Origin of the sequence: Bacillus sp. JJ1122 (assembly GCF_036964885.1) — a bacterium.
GTDB lineage: Bacteria > Bacillota > Bacilli > Bacillales > Cytobacillaceae > Mesobacillus.
Map to the genome: position 1 here is coordinate 180,372 of NZ_JBALQL010000026.1, position 12,589 is coordinate 192,960.

Annotated in this window: 16 protein-coding genes and 1 other annotated feature; of the genes, 3 read left to right on the forward strand and 13 right to left on the reverse strand. The window is 38.0% G+C overall.

Features of this window, described 5'->3' with window-relative positions; all coding sequences use genetic code 11:
- Positions 1–472: 472 nt before the first annotated feature.
- Positions 473–1,078 (reverse strand): hypothetical protein, encoded by a 606-nt coding sequence (locus V7201_RS16465; RefSeq protein ID WP_335377839.1) that lies wholly within the window; start codon positions 1,076–1,078, stop codon positions 473–475.
- Between the two features lie 287 nt (positions 1,079–1,365).
- On the opposite strand from V7201_RS16465, the gene V7201_RS16470 reads away from it, so the two are divergent.
- Entirely contained in the window at positions 1,366–1,500 is a 135-nt protein-coding gene (locus V7201_RS16470; RefSeq protein WP_335377840.1) for a BA3454 family stress response protein, read from the forward strand.
- A 108-nt stretch (positions 1,501–1,608) separates the two neighbouring features.
- On the opposite strand, the gene gloA2 is transcribed toward V7201_RS16470, so the two are convergent.
- The 10 genes from gloA2 to V7201_RS16520 all read right to left on the reverse strand — a co-directional run bounded on the left by gloA2 (position 1,609) and on the right by V7201_RS16520 (position 7,936).
- Positions 1,609–1,995, reverse strand: coding sequence for an SMU1112c/YaeR family gloxylase I-like metalloprotein (gloA2, locus tag V7201_RS16475; protein ID WP_335377841.1), 387 nt, complete (start codon positions 1,993–1,995; stop codon positions 1,609–1,611).
- Between the two features lie 12 nt (positions 1,996–2,007).
- Entirely contained in the window at positions 2,008–2,409 is a 402-nt protein-coding gene (locus V7201_RS16480; protein WP_335377842.1) for an anti-sigma regulatory factor, read from the reverse strand.
- 4 nt (positions 2,410–2,413) lie between these two features.
- Complete coding sequence (locus tag V7201_RS16485; protein ID WP_207502818.1) at positions 2,414–2,770, reverse strand: STAS domain-containing protein; 357 nt, start codon at positions 2,768–2,770, stop codon at positions 2,414–2,416.
- A 252-nt stretch (positions 2,771–3,022) separates the two neighbouring features.
- Positions 3,023–4,030: a C40 family peptidase gene (locus V7201_RS16490; protein ID WP_335377843.1), complete on the reverse strand. Its 1,008-nt coding sequence runs from the start codon at positions 4,028–4,030 to the stop codon at positions 3,023–3,025.
- 372 nt (positions 4,031–4,402) lie between these two features.
- Complete coding sequence (locus V7201_RS16495; protein WP_335377844.1) at positions 4,403–4,840, reverse strand: hypothetical protein; 438 nt, start codon at positions 4,838–4,840, stop codon at positions 4,403–4,405.
- Positions 4,841–4,946: 106 nt separating this feature from the next.
- Complete coding sequence (locus V7201_RS16500; RefSeq protein ID WP_335377845.1) at positions 4,947–5,804, reverse strand: DUF421 domain-containing protein; 858 nt, start codon at positions 5,802–5,804, stop codon at positions 4,947–4,949.
- 16 nt (positions 5,805–5,820) lie between these two features.
- Positions 5,821–6,024 (reverse strand): DUF1657 domain-containing protein, encoded by a 204-nt coding sequence (locus tag V7201_RS16505; protein ID WP_335377846.1) that lies wholly within the window; start codon positions 6,022–6,024, stop codon positions 5,821–5,823.
- 62 nt (positions 6,025–6,086) lie between these two features.
- Entirely contained in the window at positions 6,087–6,290 is a 204-nt protein-coding gene (locus V7201_RS16510) for a DUF1657 domain-containing protein (protein WP_335377847.1), read from the reverse strand.
- 130 nt (positions 6,291–6,420) lie between these two features.
- Positions 6,421–6,891 (reverse strand): hypothetical protein, encoded by a 471-nt coding sequence (locus V7201_RS16515; RefSeq protein ID WP_335377848.1) that lies wholly within the window; start codon positions 6,889–6,891, stop codon positions 6,421–6,423.
- Positions 6,892–6,976: 85 nt separating this feature from the next.
- A complete protein-coding gene (locus V7201_RS16520; RefSeq protein WP_335377849.1) occupies positions 6,977–7,936 on the reverse strand; it encodes a phosphotransferase enzyme family protein in 960 nt (319 codons plus the stop codon).
- Positions 7,937–8,067: 131 nt separating this feature from the next.
- On the opposite strand from V7201_RS16520, the gene V7201_RS16525 reads away from it, so the two are divergent.
- Both V7201_RS16525 and V7201_RS16530 read left to right on the forward strand, forming a co-directional pair.
- Positions 8,068–9,213, forward strand: a complete 1,146-nt coding sequence (locus V7201_RS16525; RefSeq protein WP_335377850.1) for a TIGR04053 family radical SAM/SPASM domain-containing protein — start codon at positions 8,068–8,070, stop codon at positions 9,211–9,213.
- Between the two features lie 452 nt (positions 9,214–9,665).
- Positions 9,666–9,962 carry a HesB/YadR/YfhF family protein gene (locus V7201_RS16530; RefSeq protein ID WP_335377851.1) on the forward strand — a complete coding sequence of 99 codons (297 nt, stop codon included), beginning with the start codon at positions 9,666–9,668 and terminating at the stop codon, positions 9,960–9,962.
- Between the two features lie 133 nt (positions 9,963–10,095).
- On the opposite strand, the gene argS is transcribed toward V7201_RS16530, so the two are convergent.
- Both argS and V7201_RS16540 read right to left on the reverse strand, forming a co-directional pair.
- Positions 10,096–11,793, reverse strand: a complete 1,698-nt coding sequence (argS, locus tag V7201_RS16535; RefSeq protein WP_335377852.1) for an arginine--tRNA ligase — start codon at positions 11,791–11,793, stop codon at positions 10,096–10,098.
- A gap of 41 nt (positions 11,794–11,834) precedes the next feature.
- Positions 11,835–12,047: a binding site (T-box leader), on the reverse strand.
- 42 nt (positions 12,048–12,089) lie between these two features.
- On the reverse strand, positions 12,090–12,515 hold the full coding sequence (locus tag V7201_RS16540) for a GNAT family N-acetyltransferase (protein WP_335377853.1): 426 nt from the start codon (positions 12,513–12,515) through the stop codon (positions 12,090–12,092).
- Positions 12,516–12,589: the final 74 nt, after the last annotated feature.

Below are 12,589 nucleotides of genomic sequence, written 5' to 3' on the forward strand. Positions count from 1 at the left end.
CAGCTGCGCCCGCAGGACACTGAATAGCTTCCTCGAATGGACCCACGCACGAAGAAAATGCGTTAGCATTTTCGAGGAGTCTTCGCGCATTCCACTACAATCAACAGGGTTTAAAATCAACTTTCATCTTTAACACAGCCTTTTAAAAAAAAACATCCGTTTTAGTTTGCTTGAATACCTAGTTTCTATTACTCGCATTTTAATTTGGCGGAGTTCACAATTAATTTGGCGAAAATCTTATTTTTTTGGCGGAGTTCACAATTTATTTGGCGAAAATCTTATTTTTTTGGCGGAGTTCACAATTTATTTGGCGAAATCCCACTTTCCTAGCGGAGTTCAAATTATTCTAGCGAAATTTTTCGTCCATACATGCTGGCAGTAAGGATTCAAATGTTGTTTTTACATTGACGTTTGGGATGATATGAAAATGGACGCTAAAAAACCTTTCATATTTTATGAAAGGTTTTATAAATTATTCTTCTTGTGTACGGGTTTCCAGGACGAGTTTAACTCCTTTTGAGTTTTCGATAAAACCGATGACAGGGTCGATTTCGTTGCGAAGTTTAGGTGTCAATGGCAATTCAATTTTATCATCACCATATGTGAATATGACTTTTTCAGGAGTTAAAGTTCCATTTTCCTTTTTATTGATCTGCTTCATTGCTGTAATTTCATCCCATGCATAGACCGTTTTTTCCATTCCCCAGAGATCATCATAATAGAGCCCTTCCTTATCCATATAAAAATAATTATCTAGACTCAGGAAACCGCCAATTATGGTGATGACAATTGTGATCAAAGTGGAAAGAGCTAAGATCATGCTGCGCCTTTTTGATTCATATGACTTAAATAAATAGATGGCAATGAATATCAATAGTACTGATATAATCAAAAACATTGCTACCATTGTGACATATGACGACATTGGAGTGTCAAAAAACAAGTAGGTTTTCTTTAAATAAAAGGACTGGTGTATAAATGTCACTAAAAATATACCAATTGGCACAGAGGCAAAAAGCAAGATAACGGCTGTCGTCACCAATAAGCTTCCTGCACGGTCTGCATTGTGTTCTCTCAAAACAATCGATCCCCTTTTTCTAATCTCTTTTTTTCTCTATACTCTAATTCAACTTATAGTAAAATTTTTCCTTCCTTTTTTTAAAAAAAGTGACAGGCACTCTCCAATTTTATTGAGAGTGCCTGTCGCAAGTCAAATAGTTGAATACAGGGTATGAAAAATTCAGCAAATTTTTTACCTCTACTCTATGTCCCACATGTTTATTCCTGCATGTATGTTGGTAATTAGAATAACATGGTAATTTTATAAACCATCATGAAAAACATAAACAGAAAGGGAAATGTGAAATGAGAGAAGTGACTGTTACAATTGATATTAAAGGCAAAAATTATTTGACCAATGTAATTGCTGATCGTGATACTCCAGAGGAAGAAATCATTGAAACGGCACGACAGCAGGTTTTGAAACAGTGGACAGTTTAGATAAACAAAAGGATGTTCCGCGAGCCGCAGAGCATCCTTTTTATATGGATATTAATTGAATTTTACTTAATGTGCTTTAGAGAGAGGAATTTTTCGGGGAATTAATTATCAAGCTTCATACAACTCTATTGGCAGTCCGTCTGGATCTGCGAAAAAAGTGAAATGCTTTTTGGTTAAAGGGTCATACCTTATAGGTTCAACTGTAAGCCCATTGGCTTTAAGATAATTAATTGAAAAAGGCAGATTTTCAACTTCAAAAGCGAGATGCCTCAGACCGGCAGCCTCGGGATAACTTAAACGTTCAGGTGAATTTAGAAATGAAAATAATTCGATTTGGCAGTGGTTTCCTACAGCTAAATCAAGTTTATATGAACGTCTATCCTCTCGAAAAACCTCTGAGATCACCTCAAGCCCGAGAACGTTTACGTAAAAATCCTTCGATTTTTCATAATCAGAACATATTATTGCTACGTGATGGATCTTGTTAAATTTCATGTTATTTATCGCTTACCTTGCCCATTTAGTAATAGAAATTTTTGTTCCGGATCCGGGCATGGAATCGATATCAAAACTGTCCATCAAACGTTTAACACCAGGGAGTCCTGCACCTAAGCCACCCGAAGTTGAATACCCATCCTGCAAAACCATGCGGATATCATTTATACCTGGACCATTGTCGACAGCTGAAATATGAATTCCTTTTCTGCCGCTCTCTTCCAATACACTGATCGTAATTTGTCCGCTGCCCGCGTAAAGATAGATGTTTCTCGCAAGCTCCGATATCGCAGTCGTGATTCTTGCCTGGTCAACTCCGCCAAATTGCAGTTCCTTTGAAACTTCTCTCCCTTTTTGGCGGGCGAGTACTATATCAAATTCATTATTAATATTAATTAAAATTGGTTCTGTCATATGGCTAACCCTCTAACAAATGGCTCAATATCGTAATTCCTTGTTCAAGATCCAAGGCAGTGTGAACATTATCCAATGTTATGCCGAGTTCAATCAAGGTAATTGCAACAGCAGGCTGGATTCCGGTCAGCACTGCTTTTGTACCCATAAGACTAGTCATGACAATGACATCTCCCAATACTTTTGCGATAAATGAATCGATCATATCTACTGAAGTAAGGTCGATTACTACCCCTTTTGCACCAGTATCCTTAATTTTGTTCAGCAAATCCTCTTGAAAAGTAAGAACAGTTTGGTCATCCAATTCAACCTGTATAGACACTAATAAATAATCTTTTAATTTTAATATAGGAATTCTCACTTCATCTATGCCTCCAAATCATTAAACTCACCAGAATTCACTATGTACAAGCACACTATATAAAAAGTTGTACGAATTCTCCATGTGCACTTTAGTAAATAAGATTTTAATTGGATTATACGTTAAAAACGGATGTATTTACAAATTTAAACTAATATTTATCCTATTTTTAATAGAGATCATTATATGGATAAAAAACCTCCAAGAAGGAGGTTTGAATTCATAAGGTGTTGGGTAAAGCATAAAGATTATTTAAAATGTAGTTTTAGCTCCAAGATAACGCGGCTTCCAGTACGTATTGTCCATGTCACTGATTTCAACTCCTCTGGATGTACCAGCATGGATAAACTTATTGTTTCCGATATAAATCCCTGCATGGGAAGGGCCGGTTTTATATGTCTCGAAGAATACTAAATCCCCCGCCTGCAGTGATGAAACGGGTTTTGTTGCATTCCAAATTGTTTCAACGGTGCGTGGAATTGTGATTCCGGCTTTAGAGTATACATAATTCAAATATCCGCTGCAGTCAAAACCAGATGGTGTGCTGCCTGCCCAAACGTAAGGGACACCGATATATTTTTTCGCTTCAGTAATTAATGCAGTTAACTTAGAAGCTGTTGAGTACGTAGTTGTCACTGTAGTTGTTGCGTTTGCTACATTTGTTGTAACAGGCGCAGCAGCAGTTCCGGATAATTTCAAGGCTTGGCCAGGATAAATTACATCTGAATTAAGATTATTGATAGATTTTAAAACTGATAGCGATATATTATGGCGAGCAGCAATGGTAGATAGATTGTCTCCACTCCTGACAATGTAAGTGCTTGATGTCGATGCACTTGAAGTAGTAGAAGACACTCCGGAAACCTTCAATCTTTGTCCCGGATAGATGGTATCGGATTTTAAATCATTTAACGATTTTAGTTCAGTAATCGATAAACGATATGTTTTTGATATCCCCCATAAAGTATCGCCTGATTTAACGACATAAGTGGTTTCTGTTGTATTTGTGCTTCCGCTTGTTGTAGATGTATGGCTGTGCGGTGCAAGGACTGAAAGTCTTTGATTTACATAGATCGTATTAGTGGATAATTTATTCCATGTTTTAATATCGTTTATAGCAACGTTATATGTTTGAGATAGCTTCCACAAAGAATCACCTGATTGAACAGTATGTAATTTTTCATGCGCGCTTGCAGAACCACTAAATGATGTAAATAAAAATCCGGCCGTTGCAGCCACCGTCATAAGCTGTTTTTTCATGTTGAGCAACTCCTTTAATTTCTGTTACAAATTCATACTAGAGTCTATCAAATGAGTTTTGAATCTATAATATTTGCCTTCACAGGAATAGTTTTCCTTTGGTAATAATATCGTTTTCATAGAAAAAAGAGCCTTAAACCTTATTAATATAAGGAATTAAAGGCTCTTTTTTCCTTTTGTATGTCACGTTTGTAATGTTACTGAAATATAAGTTTAATCTTGTTGTAATTTTTGAGGTATAAACCATCTGGCATAAATATTTGTAAACTCAAGGGAAAAATGGACTAATATTTTTAATGACAAGTGAAACTTTTTTAAAAGTATTTTGTTATTCAACAAAAAAAACCCGCTGCTAAAGCGGGTTTTATGGTTTTACAGGTTGTTTTTAATCAGTTTGTTTGCCAGTTCATCTATGCCCTGGCCATTCCCTGTTTCTTTTACAGTGGAAGCAATCTGATTGATGATCTGGCTGCTCTCCGGACTAGTTGAAGTCGTTGAATGGAATCCTGTTCCTCCAGTGCTTGAACCACTCATTTTAGTGTTCATTCCTGAAGTGATTTCCTTCGCGAATTCGGTCAACCCAGGAGAAATTGGTCTGTTAAATCCTGCTTGCTTATCGGTGTTTTGGAAAAGCTGCCTCATTCCGCCCATTCGATTCTTAAATAAATAGGCGGCTGCAGCACTTACTGCGACACCCATTAAAGAATAGGTCATTGAGCGATTCTTTTTTCTTTTATATCCGAACGTTTTCATCATGTTTTGAGGAATATTTGATCTCATTAACGTGGAAATCCATGCGGATCGATTCATTCGGCAGCACCCCTTTTTAGATTAGAGGAACAGTTTTGTCCCTCCATATTTAGTATTGGGTATCTGCCTTTGATTATTCCGGTAATAGCTTACATTCATATTTGCCCTAATTTAAATATGCCTTTATCTTATTGATTGCTTTCTGTAGTTTTACTGCGTTTTTATTATACATTTGCTTAGCTTCAATTGAATCTGTTTCCAATGCGAACAATTCTAGGTCTGCCTGGCATTTTTTCAACATGGCTAGAAGCAGTTTCCTTGGCTGTGGAGATGGAACTTGAAGTTGATCATCATATGTATCAATCGTCAATTCTCCATAAGAATCAACCTGTCCAATGAATACATTGTCCAAAGTGACTCCTAAATTCGCTAATTCGATATCAAGCCACCCACGATTTTTACCTGCTGCTGTCAACGGATCGTTTAATACTTCACCATCCATAATAACGGTATGGGTCTCTTTTTCTGGAGCGACATTTAAATGTAGATCTTTCGGTGTCACAGGCTGCATTTCTTTTTTAAGAAGAACACTCAAATCTCCCTTTGGCTCAAGTACCGCAAATTCTACATCTGCTGTTTTAAAAACATTCTTTTGCCGAAGCAAAGAGTTCAGTTCGTCGATTGTATACTTTTCTTTTTTCATATTCTCTTCAAGAACCTTGCCGTCTTTAATCAAAACGGTGGCTTTACCTTCAATTACATCCCTGAAGGATTTGCTTTTGATTGAAAGAACATCCACAAGATAGGTAAATCCCCCAAATATTATAACGGCTAAAACGCCATGGAACATATTTCCTTCAAGGCCCATAATAACCTCTCCAGCAATACTGCCTATAGTGATACCTGAAACATATTCGAAAAATGATAGCTCGGCAAGCTGTTTTTTTCCGCCAAGCTTGGTGATTGCAAATAGGGTAACGACAAAAAGTATTGATCGGACGATGATATGCATCCATTCAGACATTCATTCCACTCCTAAGCTAGCCTTTGTATTGGGGCTCTTTGACTTCCAGCTCGTTTTTTCGTTGTTCTAAATCCAATTTTATTTCATCTATTACCATCATCGTTTCATGGAAGACCCTGCTCGCTTCTTCAATGTTTGTATTCAAAGCCAGAGTGGATAACTCTTCTTCTATCCCTTTTATTGTGGAGAGACACTGGTTCACATTTGCTGCTACTGTCAATTTCCTTCACCTCATACCTCATATGTACAGGAAAAGGGCGGGTTCACCCTGCCCTCCCTGAATTACGATTTATATTGTGGTTCTTCCTGCTCAATTTGCTGCAGGCGCGGCTGAATGCTGTCAATGATAGATTGGGTTTGAGTAGCCGCCTGTTGGTAAAGTTGCTTTGCTTGTTGGTTTTCAGTACCAAGAGCGAAGGTTTCAAAGCTAGCCTGAGCACTTTTTAATCCAGCAAGAGTTTGTTTTACTTGAGCTCCAACGGTCATGTATATTCCCTTCTTTCCATATAATTTTGGTACTGTTTTAGTATTGCTAGGTCAGAAAGAAATATTCATGACAAAGTAATAAGAAAAAACCACTTACTTCCCGTTATAGAAGGAATTAAGCGGTTTAATATCACTTTGTGTCTTTGTAGACGATAATCCTCGTGTTATATAGTACATAGCCATACTCCCACTTTGCGCGGATTTCCATGGCATAATCGCCCGACTCTATGTTGGAATTCTCTAGCTTAAGCGGGTAGCCTTTCAAACCTTTATAGGCAAGCTTTCCTGTTTTAACATCCCACAAATAATACTTAACGTTTTCAGGGGGTTTTTCAAATTCAAGTTTAATTTCTTCTGCCGGGGCAACGATGATTGGGTCATCATTAAGTACAAGTGTGACTGGATCAGAGTATGTATCATCAGCAGCCGTTCTTCCCCATCTATTCAATGAGTATGTTCCGGGTTCTGCAAGTATAGACTGGTTATTTACTAAAACCTCGAGTACAGATGGCTTTGGTCTATATTTGCAATATCCCGCGGTGGCACTGATGATAAGCAGAATTAATACTGCCCCGAATACAGATAATACTGTTTTTCTCACCACGTACCCCTCATTTCGCCTGCAAAATTTCACCCATTAAGTAGACGACTTGAAGTGTTGGTAAGTTTCATTTTTATCCGAAATTTCAGATTGTTTTTTCGCTAAAGAGAACATCCGAATATGGAGTTTCATTCATAATGCTTTCTTTTATACTTTTCAACGTTTCGGTCTGCCAATCTTCAAGCTGAGACATATTCCATGAGGAAACAAACAAATGATAAAGAAAGACTTCTCTTATTTTAAGGAATACAGGGATCTGATTAATGATTTCTGCCGTTAGCTTATTTGTTTCGGAATATCCTTGAAAAAAATGATCGATAAAATAGTTGCCGAATTCCTTGATATCAGGTCTGAATGAAATCCCTTGCCAGTAAGCATGATAAAAAGCGACTGCAATATCGTTCGCAAACCAGTAATAAGCGCAGTCATCAAAATCAAAGGCAGTAATTTCCCCGTTGTGGACAAAAAAATTTCCTTGATGGAAATCATTATGAATTAACCCGAAATTGTCATTACTTATTGTGAAGGATTTAAGCTTTCCCAGCAATTTTAGATACTTTTCCTTAATGATTCTATCCTGAATTTGCATTCCAAGTTTAAGAACATCCTGATGATCTTCTCTCCACCTTGGTCTGAAGAGTCTCTGTACTTCAGTTTGCTTTGAAAGAGAATGAATCCTGCCTATGTATCTTCCCCACTCTTTGAAAAAACTTCCGTTCCATTCGCCTTGGCTGCTGACATTGGCTGGATTGCCAGGAGCTTTCTCAAAGGATACAGCGATGCTTCCTTCCCCCTCGATGAGCAAGTTGCCATTTTTTGATTTGATTGGTCTGCAAACAGATATACCGTTTTGAATTAAAAAACTTAACCAATTCAACTCGGATTGTATCTCCTTGCAGCTCCTCCTATTGGTGTCTGATATCCTTAAAATCCTTTTAAAACCCTTAACTTCGTATTCATAAACTTGATTTTGAAAACCGCCAGTGATTAACTTTCCATTCTCAAAACCAAACTCCCTGGCAGCGATTAATAATATTTGACTCATAAACATTTGCCCCTAATTTATTGAATTTAAAGTTATTTATTGAATGTTAGTTTAATTGTAACATTCCTTACATGCGCTTAAGGCTAAGATTTTTATAATAAAGCTATAACGTTGAAAGCATGGTGATTAATATGCACGGACATAAACTCAAACACCAGGAACCGATTAATTTTAATAAGAATCCGTATATCGTAATTTGGGAGGTAACCCGGGCTTGCCAGCTAAAGTGTGTACATTGCCGGGCAGATGCACAGAACAAGCCAGATCCCAAGGAATTATCGTCGGAGGAAGGGTTCAAACTGATTGACCAGATTTATGAGATGAACAATCCTATGCTTGTTTTTACTGGTGGTGACTGTATGATGCGAGAAGATTTATTCGAGCTTGCTGATTATGCTGTAAAAAAGGGCATGAGAGTTTCCATCACTCCTAGCGCAACTGACAATGTTACAAAAGAAAGAATGTTGCGGGCAAAGGAAGTAGGATTATCACGATGGGCTTTCAGTCTGGATGGCCCGAATCCAACAATTCATGACCACTTCAGGGGTACCCCCGGTTCTTTCGATTTAACGATTGAAAAAGTTAAATACTTGAATGAGCTTAACATGCCACTTCAGTTAAACACGGTTATATCACAATATAACTTCGAATATCTCGAGGAAATGGCTGAATTGATGAAGGATCTAAAAGTCGTCATGTGGTACATTTTCCTGCTTGTACCAACTGGCCGCGGGCAAGTTGATGCTTGCCTGACACCGACAGAACATGAGAAGGTTTTCCGCTGGCTTTATGAACTTAGTAAGACGGCTCCATTTGATATTAAAACAACCGCTGCACAGCATTATCGACGGGTTGTATTCCAGCAAAAAGCACGGGAAAAAGCTGTGGATCGTTCAGAAATCCGATATGAGGATACATTGACCAAGGATATGGCTTCTATCATTGATGGACTTAAAAGGGCTCCAAAAGGTGTTAATGATGGGAACGGATTTGTTTTCGTATCACATACAGGAGATGTCATGCCATCCGGTTTGCTTCCGATTGTTGGCGGGAATGTAAGGGATAAGTCTCTAGCTGAAATTTACCGCGAGTCGCCTATTTTTAAAGATCTTCGCACCCCTGACAATTACAAAGCAAAATGCGGTGTTTGTGAATTCCGTTATGTTTGCGGCGGGTCACGATCAAGAACATATGCCGTAACAGGAGATTACATGGGAAGCGAACCATATTGTGTTTACATCCCAGAAGCAATACGCAAAAAAGAAAAAACTGTATAATTTGAATGATATTATGATTCCCTTGCATCATTTGCAGGGGATTTTTTGTTTGGAAAAGGTATTGGTAAGGTAGTTCAGCGTTCAAGAATCTCAATTTTATTAAAAATTATAGTGAAATTTACTCCCCCGAAAAATATTTTGGCGAAGTTCACAATTATACTGGGCGAACTGGAAATAATCATCGATAATTTCCAATTTCAATTTTGAAGGTTTTTAAACAGTGTAATTTCCTCAGTAGAAAAAATTCTCATTAAACTTTGAAATGAATATTTACTACAAACCGCATTCCACGTACAGCATTCGGCGATTTGGAAAAGTACTGTTAAGTTTGAATGAAAATAAATCTTTCTCATTTATGACACTTTCATGACTTCAGTATAACTGTGACATAAAGCACCGACGCAGAGTCCTTGAGGGCTTTACAATAAAACTAACGAAAGGATGGTGCAAAAATGACAATCTCGATTGATCAAAACGCATACAAATGGTTTGAGAGAGAATTTGATACACCAAAGCCGTTTTACATCCGCCTTTACCCTCAATATGCCGGGTTTGGTGACAAGAACAAAGGGTACAGCCTTGCATTCGCTCGGGAAACTCCGTCTATTCCTGCCCAACAGCAAGAGATTGATGGAATTACCTTTTTTGTCGAGTCCAATGATACATGGTTCTTTGAAGAAACTAATGTTGAAATCAAGTACAGCGATACAGAACAAGAAATATTCGCTTTGTATAAGGAGCTCCATTAAGGAGTTGAAAGTGTTTTGGTTAATACTTTCTAAATATTAAATGCTATTGCACTGTTTAAAAAAAGTTCTTACCAGGAAAAAGTTTTTATCAAAATCGGAGCCTCAGCGATTGTCTGAGGCTCTTAATTTTCCGCTACATTTCCTTCGGTGCTTTGATTCCCAGCAATCGCAAACCTTCCTCGAGTACAATGCTGACTGCATATACAAGTGCCAGTCTTGATTCTTTTTCATCATTTTTTTCAAGGATGCGGACTTCCCCGTAATATTTATTAAAGGCTTGTGCGAGATCAAGGACATATTTTGCGATTAGTGAGGGATCGTATTTTTCAGCAGCACGACAGATTGCTGCCGGAAAATTGAGAAGATCAATAATGACAGGCCATTCTGCTTCCCCGTTCAACCGGAACTCTTCAAGATTGCCACTCCATGCCGCTTTCCGCAAAATTGATTGTGCGCGAGCGTTTGTATATTGGACGTATGGACCAGTTTCGCCTTCCACCTTAAGCATATCCTCCAGAGAGAACTCTATATCATTCATACGGAAGTTTTTTAGGTCATGGAACATGATGGCGCCTGTACCAACCATTTTTGCTGTTTCTTCCTTTGCAGGCAGTGATGGATTCTTATCTTCGATATTTTTCAATGCTAACTGAATCGATTCATTCAGGACTTCTTCTAATAAAACCACTTTGCCTTTCCGGGTCGACATTTTCTTTCCATCCTTAAGGATCATGCCGAATGGAATGTGAAACAAATGATTACTCCAGTCAAAATTCATTTTTGCCAGTACTGCCTTTAGCTGTTTAAAATGGAGGCTTTGCTCATTTCCTACTACATATAAAGATTTCACGAATTGATATTGATCAAACCGGTACTTAGCCGCTGCCAGATCCCTGGTTGCGTACAAAGTGGCACCATCTGATTTTTTTATCAGGCATGGAGGAAGCTCTTCTTCTTTAAGCATAACTACCTGTGCTCCAGCAGATTCCTCTAAAAGTTTGCTTTTTTCCAGATGCTCAACGATTTCATCCATTTTATCATTGTAGAAGGCTTCCCCAGCAAATGAATCAAATTCAATCCCCATCAAATGATATATCTTTGAGAATTCCTTCAGTGATTCATCTCTAAACCAATTCCATAGCTGCAATGCGGTTTGGTCACCATCTTCCAGTCTTTTAAACCAGTCGCGGCCGGTCTGTTCTAGTTCGTGATTAACTTCTGCTTCTATATGAAATTTTATATATAGGGCAAGTAATTCTTTGATTGGATTCTTCTTCACTGTTTCTTCGGAACCCCACAGCCTGTAGGCAGTGATCAGTTTTCCGAATTGTGTTCCCCAATCCCCTAAGTGATTGATTTTAACTGGCTTATAGCCAGTTTTCTCTAGAATTAGAGCGATTGCATGACCAATCACTGTTGACCGAAGGTGCCCCATTGAAAATGGCTTTGCGATGTTTGGGGAGGACATATCAATAGCAACAACACCATTTTGTCCTATTGAAAAATCACCATAATGTTCTTTTTGTTCAATAATATTATTCAAAACATCTTGAGCAACCCTGGTTTTATTTAAAAACACATTCACATAACCGCCTGCTGGTTCCACTTTTTCAAAAAGGTCCATGCTCACGCCTTGCAATCTTTGACTGAGTTCTTCCGCAATTTTTGAAGGAGCCTTACGCATAATCTTTGAAAGCTGAAAACATGGGAAAGCCAGATCACCCTGATTTATAAATCTAGGTTTTTCAATCAGTCGCTCTACTTCCTGTATCGTAAGCTTATCATCTAACCCTGATACGATGACTTCTGCATACTTCTTTATATACATCATCCCAAAACCTCCCAAATAAAATAAAAAACTCCCGTCTCTTTAAAAGAGACGAGAGTTAAATCCCGCGGTACCACCCTAATTGTTCCATAAAAGGAACCTGCTTGCATTGATAACGGAAGCTCTCCGGCTTGCCCTACTGATTTCAGGCAATCATCTCAAAAGTGCGCTTCATTATTCTGTCTCACCAGGCTCCCATCATCCCCGGCTCGCTGCAGCAGACATTGAATAACTACTCTCTTTTTCATCGATTAGATATTTTTACCATTATATACAACTGTACTTAAGATTTGCAACTATTATTTTAGGATTAATGCCGTATCAAATTCCTGAATAGATCTGTTGCGGTTATCGGACCTTTCTGTATAGTTATCGCCTGTGTACTCACGAATAATCTTTCTCCAGAAGGCTTTTGCCGGTTCATTCTTTTCAATTTGCGTGATGCTCCATTTTCCTAGAAACATGTCAAAGAGCTTAACTGCTATATGTGGATTATCTTCACTACCGCTTTCTACTAACGAAAAGCCTGCAAGTTCGTTTTCATGAACTATAAAGAATGCATGCAAATTCGGTTCTGTCCAGTAAGGCATCAAGTCGAAAGGCGTATATTTCCCATTTCGTTCAATTTTAATATCCTGAAAAACCGTAAACTCATATATATAAAATTGCATTAAATGATGTAGTGTATCTTCTTCTTCCTGGGTAACAGGTACTAAATTTACCATTGCATTTCCCTCCTTTTTAGAAAACAGCCTTAATATTAAGGCTCTTTTAAACAAGTCTGTTGATTTTCGTTCCA

Bases quoted from the DNA above. Each gene is read 5' to 3' on its own strand.
- V7201_RS16530 (WP_335377851.1), top strand. From the start codon at position 9,666: ATGACAATCTCGATTGATCAAAACGCATACAAATGGTTTGAGAGAGAA.
- V7201_RS16500 (WP_335377845.1), bottom strand. From the start codon at position 5,804: ATGTCTGAATGGATGCATATCATCGTCCGATCAATACTTTTTGTCGTT.
- V7201_RS16490 (WP_335377843.1), bottom strand. From the start codon at position 4,030: ATGAAAAAACAGCTTATGACGGTGGCTGCAACGGCCGGATTTTTATTT.
- V7201_RS16480 (WP_335377842.1), bottom strand. From the start codon at position 2,409: ATGACAGAACCAATTTTAATTAATATTAATAATGAATTTGATATAGTA.
- V7201_RS16540 (WP_335377853.1), bottom strand. From the start codon at position 12,515: ATGGTAAATTTAGTACCTGTTACCCAGGAAGAAGAAGATACACTACAT.
- V7201_RS16510 (WP_335377847.1), bottom strand. From the start codon at position 6,290: ATGACCGTTGGAGCTCAAGTAAAACAAACTCTTGCTGGATTAAAAAGT.
- V7201_RS16525 (WP_335377850.1), top strand. From the start codon at position 8,068: ATGCACGGACATAAACTCAAACACCAGGAACCGATTAATTTTAATAAG.
- argS (WP_335377852.1), bottom strand. From the start codon at position 11,793: ATGATGTATATAAAGAAGTATGCAGAAGTCATCGTATCAGGGTTAGAT.
- V7201_RS16470 (WP_335377840.1), top strand. From the start codon at position 1,366: ATGAGAGAAGTGACTGTTACAATTGATATTAAAGGCAAAAATTATTTG.
- gloA2 (WP_335377841.1), bottom strand. From the start codon at position 1,995: ATGAAATTTAACAAGATCCATCACGTAGCAATAATATGTTCTGATTAT.
- V7201_RS16495 (WP_335377844.1), bottom strand. From the start codon at position 4,840: ATGAATCGATCCGCATGGATTTCCACGTTAATGAGATCAAATATTCCT.
- V7201_RS16520 (WP_335377849.1), bottom strand. From the start codon at position 7,936: ATGAGTCAAATATTATTAATCGCTGCCAGGGAGTTTGGTTTTGAGAAT.